The sequence below is a fragment of the Streptomyces sp. NBC_00250 genome, assembly GCF_036192275.1.
Lineage (GTDB): Bacteria > Actinomycetota > Actinomycetes > Streptomycetales > Streptomycetaceae > Streptomyces.
In genome coordinates, this window is the sequence record NZ_CP108088.1 from 8,445,840 (window position 1) to 8,471,110 (window position 25,271).

Annotated in this window: 23 protein-coding genes; 8 read left to right on the plus strand and 15 right to left on the minus strand. The window is 69.3% G+C overall.

Going from position 1 to position 25,271, the window contains the following annotated elements; translation table 11 throughout:
* Position 1 precedes the first annotated feature (1 nt).
* The 3 genes from OG259_RS38065 to OG259_RS38075 all read left to right on the plus strand — a co-directional run bounded on the left by OG259_RS38065 (position 2) and on the right by OG259_RS38075 (position 3,709).
* Positions 2 to 346, plus strand: coding sequence for a helix-turn-helix domain-containing protein (locus tag OG259_RS38065; protein ID WP_328946412.1), 345 nt, complete (start codon positions 2 to 4; stop codon positions 344 to 346).
* Between the two features lie 9 nt (positions 347 to 355).
* Entirely contained in the window at positions 356 to 2,863 is a 2,508-nt protein-coding gene (locus tag OG259_RS38070; protein ID WP_328946413.1) for a hypothetical protein, read from the plus strand.
* A 75-nt stretch (positions 2,864 to 2,938) separates the two neighbouring features.
* Positions 2,939 to 3,709, plus strand: a complete 771-nt coding sequence (locus OG259_RS38075) for an aminoglycoside phosphotransferase family protein (RefSeq protein WP_328946414.1) — start codon at positions 2,939 to 2,941, stop codon at positions 3,707 to 3,709.
* A gap of 113 nt (positions 3,710 to 3,822) precedes the next feature.
* Here OG259_RS38075 and OG259_RS38080 read toward each other — a convergent pair whose 3' ends face one another.
* The 10 genes from OG259_RS38080 to OG259_RS38125 form a co-directional block, all read right to left on the minus strand.
* Positions 3,823 to 4,596, minus strand: a complete 774-nt coding sequence (locus OG259_RS38080; RefSeq protein ID WP_328946415.1) for a hypothetical protein — start codon at positions 4,594 to 4,596, stop codon at positions 3,823 to 3,825.
* Positions 4,597 to 4,695: 99 nt separating this feature from the next.
* Positions 4,696 to 5,271, minus strand: coding sequence for a hypothetical protein (locus OG259_RS38085; RefSeq protein WP_328946416.1), 576 nt, complete (start codon positions 5,269 to 5,271; stop codon positions 4,696 to 4,698).
* A gap of 216 nt (positions 5,272 to 5,487) precedes the next feature.
* Entirely contained in the window at positions 5,488 to 6,186 is a 699-nt protein-coding gene (locus OG259_RS38090; protein ID WP_443052084.1) for a hypothetical protein, read from the minus strand.
* A 21-nt stretch (positions 6,187 to 6,207) separates the two neighbouring features.
* Positions 6,208 to 7,713 carry an ATP-binding protein gene (locus OG259_RS38095; RefSeq protein ID WP_328946417.1) on the minus strand — a complete coding sequence of 502 codons (1,506 nt, stop codon included), beginning with the start codon at positions 7,711 to 7,713 and terminating at the stop codon, positions 6,208 to 6,210.
* Between the two features lie 29 nt (positions 7,714 to 7,742).
* On the minus strand, positions 7,743 to 8,195 hold the full coding sequence (locus OG259_RS38100) for a DUF6238 family protein (RefSeq protein ID WP_328946418.1): 453 nt from the start codon (positions 8,193 to 8,195) through the stop codon (positions 7,743 to 7,745).
* A gap of 32 nt (positions 8,196 to 8,227) precedes the next feature.
* Entirely contained in the window at positions 8,228 to 9,700 is a 1,473-nt protein-coding gene (locus OG259_RS38105) for an SCO6880 family protein (RefSeq protein WP_328946419.1), read from the minus strand.
* Between the two features lie 136 nt (positions 9,701 to 9,836).
* Entirely contained in the window at positions 9,837 to 11,252 is a 1,416-nt protein-coding gene (locus OG259_RS38110; protein WP_328946420.1) for an SCO6881 family protein, read from the minus strand.
* A 27-nt stretch (positions 11,253 to 11,279) separates the two neighbouring features.
* Positions 11,280 to 11,969, minus strand: a complete 690-nt coding sequence (locus tag OG259_RS38115; protein ID WP_328946421.1) for a hypothetical protein — start codon at positions 11,967 to 11,969, stop codon at positions 11,280 to 11,282.
* Positions 11,969 to 12,277 carry a DUF6112 family protein gene (locus OG259_RS38120; protein WP_266971882.1) on the minus strand — a complete coding sequence of 103 codons (309 nt, stop codon included), beginning with the start codon at positions 12,275 to 12,277 and terminating at the stop codon, positions 11,969 to 11,971. The genes OG259_RS38115 and OG259_RS38120 overlap by 1 nt, the downstream gene beginning before the upstream one ends.
* An 88-nt stretch (positions 12,278 to 12,365) precedes the next feature.
* The gene (locus OG259_RS38125; protein WP_328946422.1) at positions 12,366 to 13,511 is read right to left on the minus strand and encodes a C40 family peptidase; all 1,146 of its coding nucleotides are present in this window, start codon (positions 13,509 to 13,511) and stop codon (positions 12,366 to 12,368) included.
* 551 nt (positions 13,512 to 14,062) lie between these two features.
* Between OG259_RS38125 and OG259_RS38130 the strand changes: the two genes are divergently transcribed.
* Complete coding sequence (locus tag OG259_RS38130; protein WP_328946423.1) at positions 14,063 to 14,809, plus strand: DNA-methyltransferase; 747 nt, start codon at positions 14,063 to 14,065, stop codon at positions 14,807 to 14,809.
* Between the two features lie 95 nt (positions 14,810 to 14,904).
* On the opposite strand, the gene OG259_RS38135 is transcribed toward OG259_RS38130, so the two are convergent.
* On the minus strand, positions 14,905 to 15,828 hold the full coding sequence (locus OG259_RS38135; protein ID WP_328946424.1) for a DUF5655 domain-containing protein: 924 nt from the start codon (positions 15,826 to 15,828) through the stop codon (positions 14,905 to 14,907).
* A 343-nt stretch (positions 15,829 to 16,171) separates the two neighbouring features.
* Here OG259_RS38135 and OG259_RS41885 point away from each other — a divergent pair, with 343 nt between their 5' ends.
* Positions 16,172 to 16,345 carry a helix-turn-helix domain-containing protein gene (locus OG259_RS41885; protein ID WP_443052085.1) on the plus strand — a complete coding sequence of 58 codons (174 nt, stop codon included), beginning with the start codon at positions 16,172 to 16,174 and terminating at the stop codon, positions 16,343 to 16,345.
* A gap of 40 nt (positions 16,346 to 16,385) precedes the next feature.
* Here OG259_RS41885 and OG259_RS38140 read toward each other — a convergent pair whose 3' ends face one another.
* The gene (locus tag OG259_RS38140) at positions 16,386 to 17,510 is read right to left on the minus strand and encodes a tyrosine-type recombinase/integrase (protein ID WP_328946425.1); all 1,125 of its coding nucleotides are present in this window, start codon (positions 17,508 to 17,510) and stop codon (positions 16,386 to 16,388) included.
* 662 nt (positions 17,511 to 18,172) lie between these two features.
* On the opposite strand from OG259_RS38140, the gene OG259_RS38145 reads away from it, so the two are divergent.
* The 3 genes from OG259_RS38145 to OG259_RS38155 all read left to right on the plus strand — a co-directional run bounded on the left by OG259_RS38145 (position 18,173) and on the right by OG259_RS38155 (position 20,871).
* Positions 18,173 to 19,333: a serine hydrolase domain-containing protein gene (locus OG259_RS38145; RefSeq protein ID WP_328946426.1), complete on the plus strand. Its 1,161-nt coding sequence runs from the start codon at positions 18,173 to 18,175 to the stop codon at positions 19,331 to 19,333.
* 635 nt (positions 19,334 to 19,968) lie between these two features.
* Positions 19,969 to 20,100, plus strand: a complete 132-nt coding sequence (locus OG259_RS38150) for a hypothetical protein (protein WP_328946427.1) — start codon at positions 19,969 to 19,971, stop codon at positions 20,098 to 20,100.
* 315 nt (positions 20,101 to 20,415) lie between these two features.
* Positions 20,416 to 20,871, plus strand: coding sequence for a GNAT family N-acetyltransferase (locus OG259_RS38155; protein WP_328946428.1), 456 nt, complete (start codon positions 20,416 to 20,418; stop codon positions 20,869 to 20,871).
* A 15-nt stretch (positions 20,872 to 20,886) separates the two neighbouring features.
* On the opposite strand, the gene OG259_RS38160 is transcribed toward OG259_RS38155, so the two are convergent.
* The 3 genes from OG259_RS38160 to OG259_RS38170 all read right to left on the minus strand — a co-directional run bounded on the left by OG259_RS38160 (position 20,887) and on the right by OG259_RS38170 (position 25,042).
* Positions 20,887 to 21,761 (minus strand): IS5 family transposase gene (locus OG259_RS38160; protein ID WP_328946429.1). Its coding sequence is split into 2 segments (ribosomal slippage): positions 20,887 to 21,414 and positions 21,417 to 21,761, totalling 873 coding nucleotides; the frame shifts between segments, so codons are not numbered across the junction.
* Between the two features lie 44 nt (positions 21,762 to 21,805).
* Complete coding sequence (locus OG259_RS38165) at positions 21,806 to 22,279, minus strand: AAA family ATPase (RefSeq protein WP_328946430.1); 474 nt, start codon at positions 22,277 to 22,279, stop codon at positions 21,806 to 21,808.
* 807 nt (positions 22,280 to 23,086) lie between these two features.
* Entirely contained in the window at positions 23,087 to 25,042 is a 1,956-nt protein-coding gene (locus OG259_RS38170; RefSeq protein WP_328946431.1) for an APC family permease, read from the minus strand.
* Positions 25,043 to 25,271: the final 229 nt, after the last annotated feature.

Here is a 25,271-nt window from a genome sequence, read left to right on the forward strand (position 1 = left end):
CGTGACGCCGAAGCTGGACTACCGCTGGCATCTGCGGGAGGTGATGGCCACCCGCGGCATGTTCTCGACCACCGACCTGCGTCCCCTGCTGGCCGAACGCGGTATCGACCTGTCGCCCAGCCAGACCTACCGCCTGGTGGTGGAACGGCCCGAGCGGCTGAGCCTGAAGACCCTCATGGCCCTGCTCGACATCCTGGGCTGCAGCATGGACGAGCTCATCGAGCCTGTTGCGGCAGCGGGTTCGCGGCGCCGCCACAGCGCCGCGGCCGGCGACGGGACGGCGCCCGGGAAGGAGGCCGGGCTCGGCGACTTGCGGCCCAGGCGGGCCCGGATCGTGCCCGAGTAGGCGCCGGTCGTGCCCGCGCCTGAGCTGCCGCGCTCCGCTACGGAGCCCGAGGCCGTGATCAGCGAGATCGTCCGGTCGGCCGATCCCGCGTGTGAGCGGATCGACGTCGTCGCCGTGCTCCAGGCGGTCTTCCTCCAGCGGCCCCAGCTGCGGATGCTCGCCGAAGTTCTCCAGGCCAGAGGGGACTTGCTGACGTCCGGTCGCCCCGAGGGACCACGCGCGATCGAACGGCTCATCCGGGCACTGCGCGAGGCCGGCGCCGAAAAGCTGGTACTGCCCCGCTGCGGCGACTGCGGGCGCGAGCGTCCACTGACCGGCCTCGGTGACGGCGCACGTATCTGCAGTGCCTGCAGCAACCGCCGCATTGTGCGCGCCAACCCCTGCGTGATCTGCGGAAGCACCACGCTTGCCGGACGCGACCGGGCCGGACGGCCCCGCTGCCGGGCCCATCCGCCCTGGGGCTCCACAGACCCGGCCGAGGAACTGGCCAAGCTGATCGCCGGCGGCCCCTTCGGCGTCTCGCCCGGCATTGCACAGCAGGCCGTCTGCTCGGTCGAACCCACCCGCCCCGGTCAGCTCCGGCTGCTGTGGGTACTGGAAGACACCCCTGGCCTGCTGACCGGACGCGGCGCCGAGGGGCCACCCAAGATCTCCGCCCTGATCCAGGCGCTGATCGATCGTGGCGCCCACGGCGTGGTCGTCCCCTCGTGCCCGTTCTGCCAGCGCACCACCGACCTCAAACAGCGCCGTGATGGGCTGCGCTGCTGCGAGCCATGCCGACGTGAAAGCAAGATCGCAACCTGCGCGGTCTGCGGACGCGCCCGGCCGATTGGCGGCCGCAGGTTCGACGGCCAGCCCGTGTGCGGCACCTGCCGTCAGCACGACCCCTTCAACCACAGGCCGTGCAGTGTCTGCGGTGCGCTGCGGTTCAGGAAGTTGCGCACCGACGACGGCGGAGTCTGCGCAGCCTGCCGGGAGATCCCCACTGCCATCTGCGCGACCTGCGGTGAACACGGACCGTGCTACTTCGCCGCCACCGACGCCCCCAAGTGCCTGCCCTGCAGCGCCAGGGAGCGCGAGGAAGCCGTGTGCGCCAGCTGCGGCAAGCACCGGCGCGTCAACAACCGCACCGCCACCGGCGAGCCGCTGTGCGGAAACTGCGGCAACAAGCCCAAGCCGTGCGCCGGCTGCGGCGGGGTCTTCCGCACCAGCGGCCGGACGCCCGAGGGCAAGCCCCTGTGCCAGACCTGCTGGGCCAAGCATCCCGCCGCCCACCGTCCCTGCACTGAGTGCGGGTCCGTCGAACGCCTCTACCGGCACGGACGGTGTCCCGCCTGCGCACGCTCCGCCGACCTGCGCGAAGTGCTGAGCCCGCAGGGCGGCCTCATGCGCCCGGAACTGGAACCCGTCTTCCAGGCGCTGCTGAAGCCGCCGCCCCGCACCGTCTTGCACTGGATTCACAAGGTCTCCGCCCGCAGAGCCGTCCTCCAGGCCCTGGCGACCGAGCACGGGCCGGTCACTCACGAGATCCTCGACCGCTTCGCCACCGCGCCGACCGTGGAGTATCTGCGTGCCGCGCTGGTCGCAGCAGGAGCCCTGCCCGCCCGGGACGAGCAACTGGCCCGGCTGGAACGCTGGTTGACCAAGAACATCGCCCGCGTCTCGTCCGCCGAGGAGCGCAGGATCCTGCGCAACTACACGAACTGGCAGCCCTTGCGAAGACTCCGCCGCCTGCCCGGCGGACAGCTGATCACCCACGGCCGGGCCGAGACCGTCCGTGTCGAGATCCGTAACGTGGCCCGCCTGCTGGAATGGCTCCACGACGACGGCGCCACCCTGGGCACCTGCACCCAGGACCAGCTGGACGCCTGGCTCAGCGACGGCCCCACCACCCGCGCCACGGTCCGCGGATTCCTGCTCTGGACCAGTAAACGCGGCCACAGCCGACCACTGACCGCACCGGTCATCAGCAACTACTTCGCCGCGCGCATCATCAGCAAGGACCAACGCTGGGCCCTGGTCCGCCACCTCGTCCACGACGAGCAACTCCAGGTCGCCGACCGGGCCGCCGGCCTGCTCCTGCTGCTGTTCGCCCAGCCCGTTGGCCGCATCAGCCGCCTCACCACCGAGCACATCGTCGACCGTGGCGACACGCTCGCTCTCAAGCTCGGGCGAGTCCCCGCCGAGATCCCCGCGCCCCTGGACGACCTGATCCGCCAGCTCGTCGAGCGCCGGAACGGCCGCGCGGCCACCGTCCCGATCGAGGAACCCAAGTGGCTGTTCCACAGCACCTACCCCGGACAGCCGATCGACCCGCACACCCTCGGCCGGCGCCTGAAGGCGATCGGCGTCCCGCCTCAACTCGCGCGCCATGCGTCGCTGATGGACATCGCCTCGGAGCTGCCCGCCGTCGTCATCAGCCGGCTGCTCGGATTCCACCAGTCCACCGGGGACAACTGGACCCGCGAAAGCCAGGGCTTCGGTGCCGAGTACGCCGCCGAGATCAGCCGACGCTGAGGCCGAGCCGGCCACGCCGCCCATCCCTGCGATATCGAGATGCTGGTGCTCGGCCGGACCTGTAACTTCACCGGGATGGCGCGCGAGGAAGTAATGCAGGACGGGGCTCATCGGCGGGTCGTACGGATCGGTGACACCGTCCGCAGACCCGCCCAGCCATGGACGCCCACCATCCACGCGCTTCTGCAGCACCTGGAAGAGGTCGGCTTCCGCTACGCGCCCCGCCCGCTGGGATTCGACGACGAGGGCCGCGAGGTCCTCACCTACTTCGATGGCGACGCCGGACCGCTGGCCTGGGAGAAAGTCGTGTCCGACGACGGACTTCGCGCCTTCGCCCGGCTGCTGCGCGACTACCACGACGCGTGCGCGGACTTCTCGCCCCCGCCCGGGGCGACGTGGTCCGGAGGCGAGGCCAGACTCGGCGACGACGACGTCGTCTGCCATGGAGACTTCGGCCCCTGGAACGTCGTCTGGCAGGGCGACCGGCCGGTGGGAATCATCGACTGGGACTTCGCCCGCCCCGCGCCGCGGCTGCACGACGTGGCCTACGCCCTGGAATACGTTGCCCCGTTCCGCGACGACGCCGAGTGCCTGCGCTGGCTCCACTACCCCGGACCGCCGGACCGCCGCCGACGGCTGGAACTCTTCTGCACCGTCTACGGGATCAACTCGACCGAGGGGATCGTCGACGCCGTCATCACCCGACAGCGCGACAACGCCGACCTCGTGCGCCGCCTTGCCGAGCGAGGGCACGAGCCCCAGGCCACCTGGGCATCCAACGGCCTGCTGACCCAACTCGGCGACAGAATCACCTGGAGCCTGACCCACCGGCACCTGTTCGAGTAGCGGTTCCCCCGTCACAAACCGTACTTCCGGCCATCCCCGGAGGGCATTCCGCAGGCTGCGATAGCCGGGCTTACCGATAACGGCCATGTGGGAGTCTCCTTACGGGAGTTTGATCAGCGGTCGCGGGAGAACGCGATGCGGGGGTCGACCGGCCGCGCCGCCGCGACGGAGGTGGCGGGAGCGGGCACCGGTGCCTTGCCCGGGAGGGCGGCAAGGGCTGGGCTGGCGGCGAGCGCGGCGGCGCTGATCGGAGAGCTACGGATGCCGGCATCCTGGGTGCGGTCGCGGGACGCGGCTGGCGCGGGTGCGGGGCGGTGGCGGGCCGCTACGTCCTGGGCGAGGTGGGGCTGCACCGCGACCTGAGCACCGGAGCGGTGCAGGGCCAGCGTGGCGCCGGCGACCTTCCCCAGGGCCTTGGCGCGGCCGATAGCGGCGGGCAGCGTGTAGATGTCCAGGTGGGGATCGTGCCGCCAGCCGTGTTCGACCAGGGCGAGTCCGGTGAGCCCCGAGGCGCGGCTGTCGATGGCCGCGACGATCCCGAGCCGCGGATGCTCGGCGAACGCGACATCGGGCTCGCCGAGCGCAGTCCGGGACGGGACGGGCTCCGCGTCGGGGACGAGAGAGGAGTTGAACACGGCGTCCGTGTCGACGCGGAAACCGGCGTTGCGCAGCAGCGCTACGGCCCGGGTGGCGCGGCCCTGCCCGTCACGTTGCTGGTCGGCCAGGGCGTACAAGGTCGGCTTGCCCAAGACGGGGTGGAAGTCGAGCCTCTCCAGCATCCAGGTGCTGGCGGCAAGGTTCTTGGGGTTCGCGGCGACGATGCCGTAGTCGGGGTGGCGGCCGACGGCGACGTCGGGCAGCAGCTCTTCGGCGATGGTGGGCAACACGGCTGATCCATCCGGTGCAGGCTCGATGACGGGGGAGGTCGAGGGCCGGAGCGGTTCTGCTGGTGAGAGGCATACGGCGTACTCCGAGGCGGGAAGAGTTCAGCGACCAGGGGCGGTGGAGGGACGCGCGGGTGGCAGCACGGGACGCGGGGGCGGGTCTGTCGCCAGGCGCGTGCGGACCGTGCGCGGTCCGGCCGACGGCAAGGGCGCGAGAGCAGCGCTCACCCGTGGCGAGGCAGAGGTCGGCAGGGCGGTCTGTTCTACCGGACTCCGGGCCTTGTCGGGATGGGCGGCGTCGGCAGCGCGCTCCCGGGAGGAGCGTTGCTGCTCGGGGCGTGGCGGTACGCCGAGCTGGTCCAGGCGGGCGTCGACGGCGGCGAGCAGACTCGGGATGCTGCCGCCGTGCTGGGCGTGCGGCCCGCCGGGTTCCGAGTCGTAGATCACTTCGTACACCGCAGGCCCGGCCTCCCGGTGGCGGATCACCGTCCAGCTCTCGTGGTCCTTGGTCGGCGGTTCTTGTGATGGCGAGATGATCATCGAGCTGCCGTCGGGGAGGGCGGCGTGGACGATGTAGTCGCTCAGGCCGTACTCGACGGTTACCTCCAGGTCGGGGCTGGCGGAGGGGAGCGGTGAGGTAGCCGTACCCGTGATCCCGTTTCGGATCCTCGGAGACAACAGGGGAGGAGCGGGTCCTGGGCCACGCGGTGATGCGTGAGCCCTCCTGCTCGAAGGTGATCAGGGGGTTGTCCTGGTGCATGGGCTTTTCTCCGTGGTAGGACGCCTCGACGGCTGGCGGCGCGGGCCGAGGTCACGCGGTGCCGGGCGGGCGGTGGTCCACGAGGTTCTGGTGATTCGACGGTTTGGTCCCGCCGGGGCTCGGTGCTACGGGCGTCAGCGGGAACGGCCCGGCACCGGTGAGTCGGTCGGCGGTGGCGGAGGGGGAGAGGCGGGCAGGCTCCCGCGCCGGCCGGAGGCGGATCGGGCGAGAGCCACCCGAGCTCGTTCGGTCCGCGAGGACTGCTCGGGGTCCGCTCGGTCGGCCAGGTAGTCGGCGGCCCGTACGAGGGCCAGGCCGCGGATGGCCAACTCGTCGGCGTAGTGCCAGCCGTCGGCGTTCCGTTCCTCCTGCGCCCGGCCCTCGTAGAGCTTCCGCGAGCCGGGGAGCGAGGCGTCCATCAGGGCCATGATCTGGTCCCACTCGCGCCGGAGCTGCCCCGCGTGCTCCAGGGCGGTGTCGATGCCGCGTAGCCGGCGGAGGTCTTCGCTGATCGGCCCCTCGACGTAGTCGGCGCCGCAGGCGGCGGCGTGTACGCTGGCCAGGACCTCGGGACCGTGGTCGAGGAAGACCTCGACGTGCCGCCACGCCTCGGCATCGCGCCTCACCTTGCCGTCCTCGTACCCCTTCTCGTCGACGGGCCAGCCGTCGGCGTCGCAGTAGGAGTCCGAGACCGCGTCCCAGGCGTCGGACGCCTGCCGGATCCCGGCGATGGCGGAGGCCAGCGCCGGGATGTGCCTCTGCCACGCCAGGTGATCGGTGGCTGTCGGCGGCTGGTTCTCGGCCGAGGAAGGAGAGTCCGGGGAAACAGGCATGATCGATCGTCCGGACATGGCTCAGGCCGCCATGCGGGCGTCGGTGTCGAACAGCTCGCGTTCGGCCGGGTGGAGGATGTGCTGCGTGATGAAAGACCGGCCCGCGACCTTCCACAGACCCCGGCCCTTGGTCAGGGCGGACACGGCCTGGGTCTCGACTCCGGTCAGGCCGAGCAGGGACGCGGCGGCGTCGAGCTGGTCGGGCTCCTGCCGGTAGATGATGCGCGTGCTGCAGTCGGCCAGGAGGCCCTCGGCCAGGACCCGGCCGCGCGAGCCGGCGTCGCCCGCCGAGAGCAGGTCCGAGAGCCGATGGATGACCATGAGGTTCGCGATGCCGAGCCCGCGGGAGAGTTTCCACTGGCTCTGCATCCGCTCCAGCAGGCCGACGTGGCGCATCACCCTCCACGCTTCGTCGTAGATCACCCAGCGCCGACCGCCGTCGGGGTCGGCGAGGGCGGACTCCATCCACGCGCTCGCGCAGGTCATGGCCAACACCAACGCGGTGTCGTCGCCGGCGCCGCCGAGGCGGGAGAGGTCGATGGACAGCATCGGCGCGGTCGGGTCGAACGCCACAGTGCTCGGGGCGTCGAACATGCCGCTCAAGTCGCCGTGCACGAGGCGGCGCAGGGCGTGCGCGATGTCCTGGGCGGCCGTCCCCAGGTGTCCGGTCTGGTGGCCGAGGGCTCGGTCGAGGTGCTCAGGGGAGCCGAGGACGTACGCGATCTCGCCGAGCAGCGGCACCGTGCCACGGGCGGCGGCCTCGGCGACGACCAGGTCGAGGGCGAGGTCCAGGGCGGTGTGCTCCATCGGCAGCAGGTCGCGCTTCAGGACTGTGCGCGCCAGGCCGGCCAGGAGCAGCAGGCGGCGCTTTCGCACCTCGGTCGCCCAGTCGTCCTTGCTGACGGAGGTGGGCCGGGCCGGGGCGTCCAGTGGGTTCAGCCGGCCCGGGAGACCGGGGCCCAGCGCGATGCTGTAGCCGCCGAGGGCCTGGGCGACGCCCGTCCACTCGCCCTTCGGGTCGCACGGGATGTAGATCCGGTAGCCGTGGGCGATCGACCGGGTGGCGATGGACTTCGCCAGCGCGGACTTGCCCATGCCGATGATCCCCGCCAGGACGGCGTTGGGGTTGGTGAAGCCCTCGATCCGGCCGCTGCCGTACAGCGAGAACGGGTCGAAACAGAACGCGGCTTCGGCGTGGACATCACGGCCGATGAAGACGCCCTCCGCCCCCAGGCCGCCCTCGGCGACGAACGGATAGGCCCCGGAGGCGGTGGCGGTCGTCATTCGGTGGGCGGGCAGGCTGAGCTTGCCGCCGCGGGCCGAAGCCGGGCCGGGGCGTCCGGACAACGGGTAGACCGGCCGCAGTTCCGGGGAGGCGGTTTCCTCGGCGCGGTGCTTCGGGGGAGCCCCGGCAAGGCGGGCCTGGCGGTGGGCGTCCGCGAATCCGGCTCGGGCGGCCTTCCGCTGGGTGCGCGATGCCTTGTGGGGCACGAAGAGGGGAGAGGCGCTGGCGCGGGTACGGGGCATGAACGTTTCTCCAGGCAGGCGGTGGTGGGTCAGCGGCGGACGAGGCCGGTGAACGGGGCGTGCAGGTCGGCAGGTGTTGTACGACGGCGGACCAGGTGTGCGGTGCGCTGATGGCGCTGGCAGATGGTCAGCTCCGGCGCGCCTTCGGGAAGGCCGGCCCGGCACGCCTCGCTCACGGGCACCTCGCCGGAGTCCGCCCGGGGAGCTGCGTGGTAGGCGGCGTGGAGGTGATCGGCGGCGAGCCAGATCCGGGTGCGGGCGGCACGCAGGTGGTCGCCCTCGGCCGGGAGGAGCTGTCCGACGCGGACGGCGTGGGCGTCGAGCAGCCCGTGCAGCGTGACGAGATGGGAGTGCAGGGCGTCCAGCTCGGCACGACTAGCGACGAGGGGGCCTCCGGGAAGGTTGAGCGCGCGGTGGAAGTCGAGCGCGGCGGTGGCGAAGGGCACGAAGTCCTGCGCGGTCGGGCTGGGTGTGCGGGACACGGGAGTGCTCTTTCAGCAGAGGAGCGCGGGGATCACACGGCGAGGGCGAGCGGCAGAGCGGCGGCGGTGAACGCCTCGGCCTGCTGCCAGGTCAGCGGCCGGAGGTCGAGCTGGGCACCGACGGCGGCGGTCTCCACGACCGCGCACGCAGTACGCAGCTCCTCCTCGGAGTCGGCCGAGACGGTCAGCAGACCGGTCAGGGCAACATCCGCGTGGCCGGCGATGAGTTGCCGTTCGCGCGTCTTGATGTCGTGGTACTCGATCGAGTCCGCTTCGGAGTCGACTTGGCCGCGCCGCGTGCGCTCGGCCGCGTCCGCGATCACGCTGGCCTTCTTGCGCTGGACGTCGCGCAGGGCGGCGTCCAGACCCTTCGGCTCGTACGACAGCGACAGCGTGCGCCGCACGCCGCCAGTGAACAGGAGCTGGTGGAGGAAACCCGCCGACGTCTCCGTCCTCGGCCAGTTCTCCACCCAGTACGTGGCGTGGACGGCCGAGTCGGTCGCGATGTGGGCCGCCTTCTCCACGACCACCACGGGTCCGGCAGCGGCGGCCTCAGCCTCAGGGCGGCCGGTGGCGGACCAGCGGTCCAGCGCCGCGAGGGCCTTGGGGTCGTAGGCGGTGCGGACAACGGCCGCGATCTCGCGGGCAGTGAGCCAGCCGGTGGGACTGAGCCCGGCGGTCCGCGCGGCCTGCTCGAAGGTGGACGTCAACTGTGCCAGGACACTGAAGGACCCGGTCAGACCGCCGCCAGCCTGGTTGATCAGCCGGTGTGCCGCCTTGGCGTCCAGCGACACCGCGACGTACGCCTCGTGCGGGGCCGCGGCCGGGCCCGCGCTCTGGATCAGCTCGTTGTAGATCCCGCCGGCCACCGGGGTGTCGGCCCGGCCGTGCTCCTCCCAGTAGCGGCGAAGGCTGTCGCCGGAGTCCGGGACGGTGCGCTCGATCACCTGGATGCGGGCGATCTGCCCGGTCCGGGCGAGCGCGGCCAGGGCCCGTCCCCAGCCGCTGACGTTGGCGTGCTGGGTGCCCGGGTCGAGCAGCGCGTAGGCGCGGGAGGAGACCTTGACCACGGCGGTCAGCGTGCCCTGGTGAGGATCGTGGACCGCCCCGTACCGGCCGTCGGGAGCGGTGGTCACGCGCAGGCTGGCGGCGGTGCCGGGCAGGTGGAGGAGCCCTTCACGGGTCGGCCGGCGCGAGGGGCGGGTGAGCCAGACGAGCTGGCCGCGCATCCGGCGCAGGGCGTACCGGGTGACGATCGGGGCCCAGTCCGCCAGGGCACGGCCCCGGTGGCGGGCGAAGACGAGCAGGGCGATGACGGCCCACAGGGGGCTGAGCGCGAGAGCGCCGACCACGCCGCGGGTGAGGATCACGGTGAGCAGGAGAAGGCCGGTGAGGCCGGCGACGAGTAGCTGCGGGGCGGTCAGGCCGAGCAGGACACCGCGCCTGCTGCGGTGAGGGAACTTCACGGTGGCCGAGGGGACTTCGGCCTGATGCTTGCCGGACATTGTGGTTCCAGACGGTGAGAGCGAACGGAGGACGGGGCGTGCGGCGCTCTTCTGGAGTGCATGGCGGAACTCCCTTGGTGGTCGGTTCAGGAGGGGGCGGGCTGTGGCGGGACAGCCCGCCCCCGGGGGTGGGGGGTCAGGAACCCGAAGGCGGCTGGGTGGGGTGCACCCAGGTCGTCGGCGTCGGGGAACCGGCGGCCGGCGGCCCCGCGGACGGCGGCGCGACCGGGGCAGCGGTCCCCGTGGGCGCGGGGCCGACGGACGGCATGTAGGTCATGCTGCCGACCGGCCCCGCCGCGCCGGAGAGCACACCGGAAGGGACAGTCGCGCCCTGGGAGTCGGCGGCGGAACTTTCCGTATCGCTCTCCCCAGGCCGCGTGATGAGCGGCGGGATGCCGGGGCGCTGGATCAGGGCCCGGCCCTTGTCGCCGGTGGCGTTCGGGTCTTCGCCGTACCGGAAGCGGGTCTGCGGCTTGGGCGGGCCGGCGCCGATGCCCTCCTCGCTGAGGTTGCCGCCGGCGGGGTTGATGCCGGAGGCGACACCGTCGGCACCCGCGCCGGGAACCTGGCTCGGGCCCTGGGGAGCAGGGGTTCCGGTGCCGACCCGCATCGCCAGGCTGCCGGCGGTCTTCGCCGCCCCGGCAGCGATGGCCATGCCCGCGACGCCAGTGCGGTGCAGGTCGTCGTGGCCGCCGCCGTCACTCGCCCAGCGGACGAACTTGTACGTGGCGTAGGGGCACAGCAGCACCAGGACCATCACGACGATGCCGGCCATCGCGTCGGACAGGGCCGACATACCGTCGTTCGCTTCGGTCTTGCCCATGGCGGAGACGCCGATCAGGAAGACCACGGTCATCAGGAGCTTCGACACGACCAGGGTGGCGGTGGCCTCGATCCAACCGCGCCGCCAGCGCTTGGCGACCTCCCAGCCGCCGCCGGCACCGGCGAACACGGCGAGGGCGACCATGATCAGGACGCCGACCTTCCGGGCGACCATGACGCCCCAGTACAGGAAGGCGCCGATCGCGCACCCGAATGCGACCAAGGCGGGAACGCCCCAGCCCAGGCCGTACATCGCCCCCAGTTGGTTGATCTTCACGACGCGGCGGATCGCGTCGTCGACCGACGTGTTGGCCGCTTGGAAGAGGCCCTCGGACAGTGCGTCGACCACGGTGATGGCGACGGTGGTGAAGGCGATGGCGCAGAAGCTGAACAGGACGCCGGTCATGGTGCCGATCGCGGCCTGGGCCATGGCCCGCTCGTCGCGCCGCCAGGCCGCGAACATGAGCTGGATGCAGAACGTGCCGACGGTCAGCGCGAGCCCGATGGGCAGCAGCAGCTCGTAGTTGTCCCGGAACCATCCGGCATGGAGGTCGATAGCGGTCGTCTCGTCAACGGCCTTGGCGGCGAGGTCAGCCGCGCTGGCCGCCAGTTCTCCTGCCGACTTCGCGATCCACGCGCCGATGCCGTCGGTGACGGCTCCGGCTGGGTTGGTGGCGAAGTCGACGGCGGTGCACACCTTGTCCATCATGGGAATCCCGCAGACGTCCATGGTGGTACCTCCTTTCGGGTACGGGGGTCAGGGCGCGACGGACGGCATGACGCCGACCAGGGCGCAGGGCTTGTTGGGGCGGCACTGGACAGCGAGGGTGGTGGCACGGCTCTCCGCGCCGCCCGGCGAGCCCTTCCAAACGATCGCCTGCTTGCCGGAGACCGTGACGGCGTAGATGTACGCCTGGGTGATCGCGCCCGGGTCCTCCTGAAGGGCCCGGGTGAACGCGTTCGGGAAGTGCCCCTCGTCCACCGTGGCGGTGGCGAACTGACGGTTGGCGGCCATCTCCTTCCACAGGACCGGCGAGGGGATACCCCTGTCGACCGAGGCCGCGTCGGCGTACTTGGCCTCCGAAGACAGCCACGCGTGCAGAGCACCTCGCAACTCGGCCTGAGAGTAGGCCCGGGTGTCGTACGACCACAGAGCCGCCGCGGCTGCCTTCCCGAACGCGATCGGGTCGGTGGTCCTCGGAGGAACCGGCAGGGCACGAGGACGGGTGATCGATACGGGCGGCCCGGACGGCGAGACGGCCGTGGAAGAAGAAGACGCGGACGAACTCGGCTGCGCATCGGGAGCCTTGGAAGGCGCCCTGCCGTCGCGGGTGAGGTAGGCGGCTAGGCCGGAGAGGGCGACGAGCACCGCCAGGACGGCGGTGCCGAGCAGCGCCCGGCGGCGCACGCGACTTGCGCCGCCGGGGTTCGAGGAATGGGAGGGCATCAGCGGACCTGCGTCCCCAGCGTGCTGAAGAACGCGACCACGCCGTTCGCGGCTCCGAGTAGGAGGGCCGCGCCGGCGCTCACCAGGACGCCCTTCTTCCCGTTCGCCTCGGCCTGGTGGCCGCCGGAGTGGTGGCCCCAGGCCCACACGCCCGCGCTGACGGCGAGCGCGCCGACCACGGCGACGAGGCCGAAGAGGTTGATGGAGCCCATCACCTGCTTGAGGACGTTCAGGCCCGGCAGCCCGCCCTCGTTCGGCTTGATCCCGGGATCGTAAGCGAGCTGTATGACCTGGTCAGCGAGATACATGAGGAACTCCAGTTCGATTCAAGGCGCGCCGAAGCCCGTGAGGATGGGCGGCGGTGCGATGAAGAAAGGGGGAAGGGAGGAGCGCCGGTCAGACGACTCGGCGGACCGCGAGAATCTGCGGCTTCCAGGAGGCGAAGGTTGCGATGCGGACCACGTCGCCGGTGCGCGGGGCGTGCACGACCAGGCCCTGCCCGATGGCCATGCCGACGTGCTCGGGCACTGCGGCCGTCCCCTCGGTGAAGATCAGGTCACCCGGCCGAAGAGCGTCGGCCGAGACCGACTTGCCTTCCTTGACCTGCGTGTACGTCGTCCGCGTCAGGGCGACCCCGGCGGCCTTGTACGCCTGCTGCATCAAGGAGGAGCAGTCGCACCGGCGCATCGCCGTGTCGCCGTGGGAGTCGGTGCAGCTCCCGCCCCACTGGTACGGCGTGCCGAGCTGGCCGAGCGCCCACCGGATCGCCGCCTGGACCTTCGGCGGAGCACTTGCGGGGATGCTGTACTCCTTCGGCAGCGCGCCGGCCGGGATGGTGCCGAAGTCGGCCCCGTCCTCTTCGGCACCGCAGCCGCCCGCGGTACTGGGCGAAGGGCTGCCGGATTCGGCCGAGCCGGACGGCGCCGGGGCCGGTGACGTGCCACCGGCCCTCGACAGCAGGGGCTCGATGGCCTTCTGCAAGGCCGTGGCCAGGGGCTCCCACTTGGCGTACGCCTCCGGGAAGCCTGAACGCTGCACCGCCTGGGCGGCCTGGGTGACGGACAGGGACTGCCAGCCCGAGACCTTCTTGAGCCCCTCGTAGAACTTGGTGCTGGCGTGTACCGGGTCGAGGATCTGGTTCGCCGTGCCCCAGCCCATAGACGGCCGCTGCTGAAAGAGCCCCAGCGAGTCGCGGTCGCCCCAGGTCAGGTTCCGCAGGCCGCTCTCCTGCAGGGCGGTCGCCAGGGCCACGGTCTGCCCCCGGGCAGGGATGTTCATTGCGACGCCGGTGGCCTGGATCGTCTTGGCGTAGGGGATCTGCTCGGCCGGATTGTCCAGACCGGGCACGGAGACCGAACCCTTGTCGCCCCCGACCAGGATGGCCTTCACCTGGTCGGCGACCGCTGCGGTATCCACAGACCGTGCATCGCCGGTCGAGCAGGAGGTGGAAGCGGTCCCGGCGCCGAAGGCGAGAACCGGCACGGCCATCAGCAGTGGGCCGGTCGCGAACAGACCGACGACGGACATGGTGGTCTTCTTCATGGCCGCCGCAGACCGGGTGACGGCGTCGGGTCGGGACGTGGAGGTATAAGGGCATGCTGCATCGCAGCGGCTCCTCGGTTTCGTAGGAGGCGCGGTGCCGACTTCTCGTGCAAAGCCGCTGGCACCGCGCCGATGTGCATCCGCCGCTCGGGCGGGCCCGGATCAGGGGAGTTGGTAGCTCCCGGACACCGGTCTCAGGTCACGCGCGGCAGCCAGCCGCGCTCGTAATCTCAGGCAGAACACTGGGGCTCCTGGTGGCGGGGGAAACGAGGAGGAACGTGCTTCCCGTGCACTGCTCGATTGGACCATGCGACACGGATGCACACAGGTCAGCGGGGGTGGAGCGAGGCTCCGTCCCGGCGACACGGCGAGACAGTAGACCGCGATTCCGGCCGCGCCAAACGACCCCGAGGCTGGTCCCGAGCCACCGCCGCCTCGTTAGGTCCGGCCGGAACCCACGGCTAACCTCCGGCTCAACCCCGCCAGAGACGAGCGCCGTTACGCGCTGTCGGCGCGGGCCCAAGCCCCTCCGCTCTCTGAAAGAGGCCCCCATGAGCTACACGCTGCACCGAGGCGACGCCCTGACCGTGCTGAAGTCCCTCCCGGACGAGAGCGTCAACGCCGTGATCACCGACCCCCCGTACAACTCCGGCGGCCGTACGAGCTCGGAGCGCACCGGACGCACCGCGCGCGCCAAGTACGTCACCAGCAACTCGGCGCACGACCTCGCCAACTTCCCCGGCGAGAACCGCGACCAGCGCTCCTACCGCTCCTGGCTGACCGAGCTGCTCACCGAGTCGTACAGGGCGTCCACCGAGCACGCGGTGGCCATGGTCTTTTCCGACTGGCGCCAGGAACCGACCACGACCGACGCCCTGCAGATGGCCGGGTGGACCTGGAGCGGCACCATCCCGTGGATCAAGCCCGCCAGCCGGCCCCGCAAGGGCGGGCCGAAACAGGACTCCGAGTTCATCATCTGGGGCGTCAAGGGATCCCTCGACAACACCCGCGACCTCTACCTGCCCGGCCACTACATCGCCTCCCAGCCCCGCAAGGACCGGGTCCACATCACGCAGAAGCCCGTCGAGATCATGCAGCAGCTCGTCCAGATCTGCCCCGAAGGCGGCACCGTCCTCGACCCCTTCACCGGCAGCGGCTCCACGGGCGTCGCCGCCCTCCGAGAAGGCCGGAACTTCGTCGGCGTCGAGCTGTCCTCGCACTACGCCGACGTGGCCGAACAGCGACTCCGCGCAGAGCTGGAACAGGACGACTTCGCCCTGGTCGGACCAGAGGACTGATCATGAGAACGAAGAACCCGAGGCCGCGGGCCGCAGACGCGGAAGGGCGGCTGGAGCATCGAGTAACCGATGCTCCAGCCGCCCTTCCGCTTGTGTCACGCCGCCTCGAACGCCCGCCGGATCAACGGCGCCGCCTTCTCCAGGTCCGCTGCCGAGGCGAGACGCACCTCCAGGTCCCCCGTCCCGAGGTGCCCGACGCCGCGCATGTCGCGGGTGAAGCCCTCCTCCAGCACGACCGTGTCCGGGTCGAGTCTGAGATAGACCAGGATCACCTGGTGCTTCGGACGGAAGAGCACGGACGCCACGTTCACCAGACGTCGGTAGGCGATGTAGTGCCGCAGCGGGGCCACCTCGAGCTCGCCCCATGCCGTGAGCGCCTCGTCCAGCTCCGCGTACAGATCCCGCAGACACTCCGGGACAAGACCGACACCCGCAGGCGAAGGAGCCGCCGGCGCGCTGCCGACCACCGCGTCCCGCTCTCGGCTCCGCCGAGACATCGTGCTCGGCATACCGGGCGAGGAGTCCACGAGCAGCAGACTCAGCAGGCCGCCCTCGAAGGCGCGGTAGCGCACCAGGTCGATCCGCTCGGGCAGCCGCTGCACAGCCACCCGGTCGTGATGGGAGAAGCCGGCCGCGATGCAGACCATCCGCGGACGCCGCCAGTCGATCGGCTCGGCGAACTCCGCGCCCAGTACCCTCCGGACTAGCGCCTCGAACTCATGGTGCGCCGACTCCAGCCACGCCATGTACGAGACGGCCTGCGACAGCACCCCGCTGTCGGAGCCCTTCTTGAACTCGATCACCACCGGACTGCCGTTCTCGTCCAACCCGAGGGTGTCGATCCGCCCCCAATGCCACGGACCAGTCGCGTACTCCGACGCCAGGAACCGGATACCAAGCATCTGCTCCAGACCGGCCTCGACCCGCCGCTGCAGCTCGACCTCCAGCGCCACCGTCGAGCTACGAAGCCCAACATCCCGGCCATCGGCATCCTGTCGGAATAGTTTGAGTTCGCTCACCAGTTTTCCCCCGTTGTGTCCGAGCCGACTTTGGGACAATCAGCGAGGGCCTCGGTCTATTCCTTCGGATGCGGAGCGGCTGATTGCCGGCCCGGCTGCGCTCCCCGGCTGTTCCGTGCAAGCCGGTGGAGTGGAATCCATCCCAGTCGTAACCCCGCGCCAAGCCGTCTCCGACAGCTGGACTGGTGCTCCGACGGAGGCCGTCATGGCCGACCACTCAGCATGCCGTCAACTCGCGGTACCGCTCTCGTCAAGGATCACGAGCCCGTCCTCCCGCATTAGGGGTGGCCGCTTTAGCTCCGTAGCATCGGGGCCGAAACGCTGGTGAGAAACGAGGTGTCATATGAGTTGTCGGTTCCTTGGAATCGCTGAAGCGGCTGAGTATTTGGACATGTCTCGGCGCTGGATGTATCGCGATTCGCGAAGGTACGGTATCCCTCGCTACTACTTTGGCGGGCGGCTCAAGTTCAAGGTTGAGGATCTTGAGAGGTGGGCGCAGCAGCAGAAGGTTTCGTGAAGAAGGGGCCGGTGGAAACCCGGCCCCTTTTGGCTTCCCGCTAGAGTCCGGCCTCAAGGACCTTGGCTGCGCGCCCGATTGAAGCCGGCATCAGGTGGCGATAGATGCGGTACGTCATGTTGATGTTCGAGTGCCCCATCCACTCGGCCACGTCGGTGATGGGTATTCCTTTGGACAAGCAGTTCGAGGCGAAGAAGTGGCGCAGGGAGTACGGGTTGAGCTTGCGCGTGATGCCGGCCCGCTTCCTGGCCGCGCTCCACTGGTACTCGAGGGTGGTGTGCGACCAGTAGGGGCTGCGCTGAGTACGCAGCAGGAAGCCGTTCTCGTCTGCGCCGACATCGTGGGCGTACCTGAGGAGGGAGTCCCGGACCGTCGCCGGCATGGGGACCTCGCGGAAGTCGCCGGGCCTGCGGTGCTTGAGCGGGGCGCGCTGGCGGGTCTTCCCCTCGATCTGCTCGGTGATGCGGTACACGTCGTCCGCGACCATCCCATCGAGGTTGGCTGCGTACGCCTCACCGTTCCGGTGCCCACACCCGGACATCAGGTCAATGATGACGACGAGAGCCTCGGACGCGGCCTCTTTGAGTGCGTGGATCTCCTCCAGTGTGGGGATGGTGATCCGGTTGGGGATGTACTCCGGTGGGACAACATCCTGGAAGGGGTCGTGGGCTATCCCGCCTTTGCGGTGGGCGTCCCGGAGGATCTTCTTGAGGGTGTCGAAGGCGTTCTGCTGCGTGGCCAGCCCGACCTTGCGTTCCTCCATGGACATGATGAAGTCGTCTACGACGGTCGGCGAGAAAGTGTTGATGCGCCGGGACTCGAGGGCCGGAAGTATCTGGCGGTCGAGCAGCTGCTTGACCGTGCGTACCGTGCCAGGCGCGAAGTGGCGCTGGCGCGGCAACCAGGTGCCTGCGTACTCACCGAAACGCTGCTTGCCCAGCGTGCGCTTCAACTCGGACTGCTGCACGGGAGTGCTGCGCTTCTCCCTGTAGATCTGCGTGAGACGATCGAGGGCATCGTCCTGCGTCGGGTAGCCCGACTCCTCGCACTGTCGTCCCGTTCCGTCGCGGAACCGGATAGCGTAGGGGTGTGCACATCCGCCCTGCCGTTTGCAGCTGCAGGTCTTGAAGAAGCTGCCCATCCCGCGGATGAGTTTGGTCGCCACTGACACCGCTCCTGACTGATGCTGGGAGTTTGCTGACCAACGGCTCCACAGCATGGCCCTGACCTGCGGCCGCACCAAACTAAGGCACGTTGATCAGCATCCTCACGGATACCTCCTGGTGAGATGAGCAGGTAGGTCGCTGAGCAGGGTTTTCTCAGGTCAGGCCGGGTGTGACGAGTTATTGACCTTGGCGTTTCGTAGCGGCTGAGGGCGGTTCTGTGCGGTACCGATGCCGACTCGATGCCGCGTTTCCTGATGGAGCATCAGGTCAGGGTTGGGGTGAATGATCTTTACGGATGCGCATCATGACGCAAGTATCGACGCGAGGTCGCGGGCGCGCACCGGTGCCTCATCACTCGGATCCGAGTGATTTCGGCGCCGGGGCGTCTGCAGGAGGGAGTGCGGGGGCGGGTTCCTGGCTGACCGGCTACCGCCGGCTCAACCACCGCGACGAACGCCACCCCCGCAACTACCCGGCCTTCCTCGGCCTCGCTGCCGCCCTCTGCTGCTACAAACAGCTTCTCCGCCTCACCGCATGGGAAACGGCCTTAGGCTCGGCCACTTCCGAGACGCGCCTATTCGCTGCACTACGCCCAGACTCCGGTGAAACCTCTCCCCGAGCCCGGCTGCTACGGCGTGCCTCCCTAACGCAGGACTCGAGGGTGGGCATCGTAGAGCCGACCCCCACGCTGGAGATGTGTACTGTGAAGGCTCCGATCAGGCTCATTGCCATTCCCCTTGCTGTCGCCCTCTTCGTCAGCGCTTGTGGCGATGAGGGAGAGTCGAGTTCAGAATCCCAGAAGAAGAATTTGCAACAGGATGTCGAAGCGGTGCTGGCCATTGACGTCCCCGGCGCGGTGGTGGTGACGGCCGACAAAGGGAACCAGGTCGCCAATGCTTGGGGGCTGGGCGACGTCGCATCCCGCACTCCCATGAAGGTGGAGGACCGATTTAGGATTGGGAGCCTGGCCAAGTCTTACGTGGCAGTCGTCATTCTTCAGTTGGTCGACGAAGGGAAGATGACTCTCGATGATTCCGTGCAGAAGTGGCTGCCCGGCCTGGTTCCCGAAGGCGAAAAGATCACGGTCCGCCAGCTTCTGAACCACTCGAGCGGAATCCCCAACTACGAGGAGAACCCGCAATATCTGGCCCCGTACCTCGCCGGTGACGTCACGCATGTCACGACGCCACAGCAGCTCGTGAAGTTGGGAACATCCCTGCCGAGAAAGTTTCAGCCTGGTGCGGACGCCGCATACTCGAATACGAACTACACAGTGGCCGGTCTCATCATCGAGAAGGTGGCCGGGACCTCTCTGGCCGCCCAATTCGACGACCGCATCTTCAAACCACTCAAGCTGGATTCTTCCTACTTGCCCACGGGGCCCGATATCGCCGACCCTCATGCGCACGGGTACTTTGTGCTCGGGAAGCCGCCCGCTACCGACGTGACGCGATTCAGCCCCTCCATCGCATGGGCCGGCGGTGGAATCATTGCATCCTCGGGTGATGTCTCGTCGTTCTACCATGCTTTGCTGACGGGCCGCCTGATCCCACCTGGCCTGCTGAAAGAGATGATGACGACGGCAACAGGCAAGAGTGGCGCAAAATATGGTCTCGGAATCGTGCCCCGTCAATTCTCCTGCGGAACCTGGTGGGGGCACAGTGGGAACTTCCCCGGATACCTCGTCGAATCGTACGCGACGACGAATGGTCAGCGTCAAGCGACTATCGCGATGAACTACGACCCGAACTCCATGCAGCAGAAGACGAAAGCTGCGGTCGAGAAGCTCACTGACGCGGCCGCGTGCTCGAAGAAGGAATAGCATTCCGCTGCTTCACCCGCCGGGATCACGCGGACAGGCGACGCCCACAATCTCTCTTCGCCGGGGACTTCCTGGCGGACGTCGCAGGTCAGGCCCAGCTTCACGTAGGCGTGACCTGCGCCCCCGGCTCTCCTGGCGTTGCCCGGTCACCCTTCCCGCCGACGCCGCCCGCGCTCACACGTCCGTATACCTGGGCTGGGGTGCCGGACGTGATCGTTGCTCCGGACAGCACGATCGGGTGCCGTGCCGGAGGTCCGCGGGACGACCTGACCCGCACGCTGTCCACGGCCGGGCGTCCGACCGGCCGGGGCCCCCGCTACCAGGGACACCTCCGACGGGAGTGAGCGTGATGAGTGATCTTGCCTGGCTGCCGCAGTCCTGCACGCTGCCCAGCGAGGAGCGGCCCCTGAGGTCGCCGAGTGGGATGCGCTGTTCGCCGAGCGTCTGACCTGCCTGCCTCGGCCCCGGCCCCTCCACCTGCTGCTTGAGAGCGGGCCCCCTGAGCACGCCGATGGACCCAGGGCTGCGAGTTCGGAGGCAGTCGCCGGTGTGACGTTTTTCGTAGCCGCAGTGCAGGAGAAAGTGAGCCGCCTGGTCATCGGCAGCAGTCGCTCGCACGATGCCAAGGAGGCACGATGGGAAGGGAATTCTGGCGGACGATCCGGATGGCGATACAGCAGGACAACTGGACAGCTCGCCTCGTCGTAGTGTTCTGCGGCGCAGGGGCGGCTGCGCTCGCCGTCTACGTGATCACCACCGCGCGGTAACCCAGATCGAAGTTCGCGCAGTGGTGCATCGCGCGGCCGCCGCGAAGGAACATGGCGTACGCACATCCCGTCCGGGCGCGGACGACGGGCGCGGGTGCAGTTCCTCGGGCAGCCGGCCAGAGGTGAAAGCCGCTCGCGCGACTCAGCACCCCAGTTGGCCGACGAGCTCGCTCACTGGCCAACTGGGGCGCTCAGCCACACCGGGCCACCCAGCGATCACGACTCGATACCTGCCCTAGGGCGTGTTGCGAAAGTGGATCAAGAAAGTGAGTAATCACGTGTTGTGGAGCCGGGCCGACTGACATACTCCGCGCCGTGACGACTGACCACAGCTCCGGCCCGACACTGACCATTGGCGAGCGCGACACCGAGCTCGACGACCGACTGACCGAGGAACTCATCGCCTTCAACACGGCCGCCACCGGCGTGTCTGACCGCGGCACTTTCTCGGTCAAGGTCACCGATGAAGCGGGTGAACTGGTCGGCGGGCTGGCCGCATGGACCTGGGGCGCTCTGTGCGGCATCGAGCTGCTGTGGGTTCGCGACGACAGCCGCAAGGACGGCTGGGGCAGCACGATCCTGCGGGCAGCAGAGACGGAGGCACAGCGACGCGGTTGCGATCGCGTCGCCGTCTCCTCTTTCACGTTCCAGGCCCCCGGTTTCTACCAGCGCCACGGCTATGTCGAGACCGGTCGGATCCCGGGCATCCCCGCAGGACACGCGGACGTGCACCTGCTCAAGTCGCTGACCGGTTCGGCACCCTCGCGATAGTTCTAGACGTGCTGGTCACAGCCATTCGTTGATGGTCGCGACCAGCACCGTCGCCTCATAGCGGACAGCGAGTTTCTCGTATCTCGTGGCCACGGCCCGGTGGCGCTTCAGCCTGTTGATTCCGCACTCCACCGCGTGGCGCTCCTTGTAGTCGACCTTGTCGAACCTGGGCGGGCGGCCGCCGCGGGAGCCGAGCTTCTTGCGGTTGCGGACCTGGTCGGCCTTCTCCGGGATGGTGCAGCCAACCCCTCGTTTGCGCAGGTAGGCACGGTTCGCGCGGGAGCCGTAGGCCCTGTCGGCGCGGACTCTGTCCGGTTTGGTGCGCGGCCGGCCTGGTCCGGTGCGGGGCACCCGGATGCCCTCCAGAACCGGCTGGAACTGCGGGCTGTCGTTCCACTGTCCGGCGGTGACGAGCAGGGACAGCGGCTTCTGTCCCTGCTCGACCGCGAGGTGCAGCTTGGTGGTCAGCCCGCCGCGTGAGCGTCCCAGGCCGTGGTCGTCGGGCTCGGCGTCGATGCCGCCAGGAGGCTCCTTCTGCTGTGCCCCTTTTTACGCGCCCCGGCGGCGTGCTGGTGGGCCCGGGCGATGGTGGAGTCGACGCTGACGTCCCAGATGATCAGGCCCTTCGCGTCGGCCTCGGCCTGGAGCTGCGCGAGAATCCGCTTCCAGGTTCCGTCGCGCTGCCAGCGCCGGAACAGGTCGTAGGCCCGGTCCCAGAGCCCGTACCGCTCCGGGATGTCCCGCCACGGCGCGCCGGTCCTGGTCCGCCACCGTATGCCGTCGTTGAGCTGCCGACGCGTCCACGTCGGCGGACGCCCCGGCTTCTTGCCCGTAGGCAGCAACGGCTCCAGCCGGATCCACTGGTTGTTCGTCAGATCACCACGCCCCACAACTGGTGATCATCCACATCCTTGATCCACTTTCGCAACACGCCCTAGAGCAGGGGTGCGTCGAACAGGTCGAGCTCGGCCTGCGTCGGTGGCTCGAACTGGTTCTGGCAATTCCTCAGGAGTTCGGCCGTCAGCACGACAGAGCCCGGCTCGTTGTTCCGCAGAGCGATACGTCGCTCCAGCTCTTCCATCGGCACCGGGAGGTAACACAGTTCGACGGCAGCGCCCACCGCGCGGGCCTGGAGCCGCTTCTCGTCACGCTCGGTCCGCTCCCAGAAACCGTTCTCCAAGACCACAACAGCACCGGAGGCCAACAGCGCCTGGGCGTGCTGCCAGAGACACCGCTCGACGCGCTCCCGAGCCTCGTCGTCGAAGAGATCGAGGCCTAGCCCGGCAAGCCATTCGTCCGGACACAGACGTACAGCGGACAGCTCTTGCACGAGCCTCTTGGCCACCGTGGTCTTACCAGCACCTGGCAGACCGCACAGGAGTACCAACCTTGGTTGCCGATGGGCCACGCCCGCCTCCTCTTGCCAAGCCTGCAGGGATCATCGCTCACGCCACCGCGAAGCGGAAACGGGAATAGCCTGCCGCACCCGCACCCGCACCCGCGCCTCGGACCCGGCGGCCGCATCGCGGGTTCGCCGTCCGCTTCTTCAGCCGCGAGCTCTTCGATGTCCTCGCCGTCGGCTGGACCCTGGATGAGGCCCATGCCATCGACGAGGGCGAACTGCGCCGACCTTTGTGGCGCGTCACCCAGACCCTGCCCCGATGGCCGAGCTCCCCATGCCGTCGGGCGGCTCGGGTCTGTTGCGCGTCACGCCCCGCCTGGCCGTCGATCCTCGTCGCATCCGCCCCTGACACCCGACCGCGTCAGGCCGTTGCTCGTCAACAACGCGTGAGCCCGGACCCGACCGGCATCAAGGCCACGTCAAACGAGTGTCCTCCCCGGCCGAAGTCGATCAGAGAATGATCGACGCGGGGGACGAACGACCGTCCGTGCGGAGCAGCTTTGGATCCGGCTCTCGGAGTCGGTCCTGCGCTCGCCGGCCGAGCCGCTCGGCATCGAGCTCCTGACCGTCGACCCGACGCTCACCGCCCCCGTGGTCACCAGTCCCTCGGTCTCCGCCCTGGTGTCGCGGAAGCGGAAGGAGCCGGCCGCCCACGAAATCGGTCAGGCGGCACGGACCGCCTGATCGTGTTGCACACCGCGCCTCGCTGGTTCCGCGACGGCGGAGACAGCGAGGCGGGGTCGTGGCCCGCACCGTGCGGGCCACGACCGTGGTGGCTGCCGCGATGGAGGCTCGCGGGTGGACTTCGGCGCGTCAGCCGACGTGGACGCGGGGGCGGCGGTTCCGGTCGGGCTCCGCCTCCCGCAGGACCTCGCGGGTGACGGGGGCGACCTCGCCCTGGCCGAGGAGGAAGAAGCGGAGGAAGTTGGCGAAGGGGTTGCCCTCGGTCCACTCGAAGTAGATGTGGGGGCTCACGCCGGTGAGGTCACGGGCGTGGAGCAGGAGGGCGGCCAGCGCGTTCGGAATGGAGGACGACTCGACGGTGAGGACGCGGTAGCGGTCGTGCATGACCTCGCCGCGCACGGTCAGGCCCGCCTCGAACTCGGAGGGGTCGGTGACGGTGACCTCGATGAAGACGAAGTCCTCGGTGGTGGGCAGGTCGTTGTCGGCGCGGATCTGCTCGATCTTGTCGCGGTACTCGGCGACGTCGCGGTTGTCCGGCTCGTTCGCGATGAAGCGCGGGGTGCGACGGGAGATGTCCTGGATGAAGCGTTCGGCCATGTCGTCGAGTTCGATGTGGGTGACGCGCAGCTCGAAGGCGCGTCCGAGACGGGACAGGAGCGAGATCAGGATGATGCCGGCGATGAAGCAGGCGCCGATCTTCACGCCGTCGGGGCGCTCGATGACGTTGACGACGGTGGTGTAGAGGAAGACGGCGGAGATGACGCCGAAGCCGATGGTCCAGCCGCGCTGGCCGGCCTTGCGCGCGGCGATCGTCACCGCGATGGCCGCCGAGCAGATCAGGACGAGGACACCGGTGGCGTACGCACCGCCCTGGGCGTCGACGTCGGCGTCGAAGATCCAGGTCACCAGGAACGCGACCAGGGTGAAGACGATGACCATGGGGCGCACGGCGCGGGCCCAGTGCGGCGCCATGCCGTACTTGGGCAGGTAGCGGGGCATCAGGTTGAGCAGCCCGGCCATGGCGGAGGCGCCCGCGAACCAGAGGATGGCGATGGTGGAGACGTCGTAGATGGTGCCGAAGGTGTTGCCCAGGTATTCGTGGGCGAGGTAGGCGAGCGCGCGGCCGTTGGCCTGGCCACCGGACTCGAACTCCTTCTCCGGGATGAGCACGGTGGTGATGAAGCTCGTGCAGATCAGGAAGACGCTCATGATCAGTGCGGCCGTGGTCAGGAGCTTCTTGGTGTCGCGGATGCGGCCGGTCGGCTTCTCCTCGGTGTCGCCCGGGTCGCCCTGGACGTGCGGCATGACCGCCACACCGGTCTCGAAGCCGGACAGACCGAGCGCGAGCTTCGGGAAGACCAGCAGGGCGACGCCGACCATGGCGAAGACGTTCCCGTGTTCTGCCGTCAGGGCGGCTGTCCAGTCGGTGACGACATGGCCTTCGGTGAGGACGTGCCAGAGGCCGCTGACGACCACGACCACGTTGAGGCCGAGGTAGATGCCGACGAGGACGACGGCGACGCCGATGGCTTCGAGGAAACCCTTGAGGAACACGGCGCCGAGCAGGGCGATCAGCACGAGCGTGATGATCATCTGCTTGTTGTGCAGGGCCTCTTCGAGGTGGGGGTTCTCGACGAGGTGGGTGGAGGCGTCGGCGGCCGACAGGGTGATGGTGATGAGGAAGTCGGTGGCGGCGAAGCCGAGCAGGGTGAGGACGAAGAGCTTGCCCTTCCAGAAGGAGAGCAGGCGCGACAGCATCGCGATGGAGCCCTCGCCGCGCGGGCTCTCCTCGGCGACCCGCCGGTAGACGGGCAGGGCGCCGGCCAGGGTGACGATGACCAGGACGATCGTCGCGACGGGGGAGAGCAGTCCGGCGGCCAGGGCCGCGATGCCGGGCTGGTAGCCGAGGGTGGAGAAGTAGTCGACACCGGTCAGGCACATCACCCGCCACCAGCGCTGCCCCTTGTGCCCGGCGTCCGGGGCCGACTCCACCGGCCGGGAGGGCTTGCCCTTCCCCATGTCGGAGAGGCCCTCCAGCATCCACGCGCGCAATCGTCCGGTGTGCGCGTCCGGTGTGGTGGCCATGGGGTACTCCTGAGCTGCAGCTGGATGAGGGGGATCCGTCCATACGTGCGGACGGCCGGGCCAGCGTAAGCAAGGCGTCAACGACTGATCTGAGCGGGCGCGTCAGGAAAGCGTCAAGATGCACCGGTCGGGCTCATCCCCGGCACCCACCGGCCGAGATGCCGACGCTGCGTGAGGCCGGAAGATCGACACGTGCGGATGTCGACGGGTGTCCGCGGGCTGTTCCGGC

Excerpts from the sequence above, each read along its gene's own strand:
- OG259_RS38075 (WP_328946414.1), top strand. The coding sequence starts at position 2,939 with ATGGCGCGCGAGGAAGTAATGCAGGACGGGGCTCATCGGCGGGTCGTA.
- OG259_RS38090 (WP_443052084.1), bottom strand. The coding sequence starts at position 6,186 with ATGCCTGTTTCCCCGGACTCTCCTTCCTCGGCCGAGAACCAGCCGCCG.
- OG259_RS38095 (WP_328946417.1), bottom strand. The coding sequence starts at position 7,713 with ATGCCCCGTACCCGCGCCAGCGCCTCTCCCCTCTTCGTGCCCCACAAG.
- OG259_RS38105 (WP_328946419.1), bottom strand. The coding sequence starts at position 9,700 with ATGTCCGGCAAGCATCAGGCCGAAGTCCCCTCGGCCACCGTGAAGTTC.
- OG259_RS38110 (WP_328946420.1), bottom strand. The coding sequence starts at position 11,252 with ATGGACGTCTGCGGGATTCCCATGATGGACAAGGTGTGCACCGCCGTC.
- OG259_RS38115 (WP_328946421.1), bottom strand. The coding sequence starts at position 11,969 with ATGCCCTCCCATTCCTCGAACCCCGGCGGCGCAAGTCGCGTGCGCCGC.
- OG259_RS38120 (WP_266971882.1), bottom strand. The coding sequence starts at position 12,277 with ATGTATCTCGCTGACCAGGTCATACAGCTCGCTTACGATCCCGGGATC.
- OG259_RS38125 (WP_328946422.1), bottom strand. The coding sequence starts at position 13,511 with ATGAAGAAGACCACCATGTCCGTCGTCGGTCTGTTCGCGACCGGCCCA.
- OG259_RS38130 (WP_328946423.1), top strand. The coding sequence starts at position 14,063 with ATGAGCTACACGCTGCACCGAGGCGACGCCCTGACCGTGCTGAAGTCC.
- OG259_RS41885 (WP_443052085.1), top strand. The coding sequence starts at position 16,172 with ATGAGTTGTCGGTTCCTTGGAATCGCTGAAGCGGCTGAGTATTTGGAC.
- OG259_RS38150 (WP_328946427.1), top strand. The coding sequence starts at position 19,969 with ATGGGAAGGGAATTCTGGCGGACGATCCGGATGGCGATACAGCAGGAC.
- OG259_RS38170 (WP_328946431.1), bottom strand. The coding sequence starts at position 25,042 with ATGGCCACCACACCGGACGCGCACACCGGACGATTGCGCGCGTGGATG.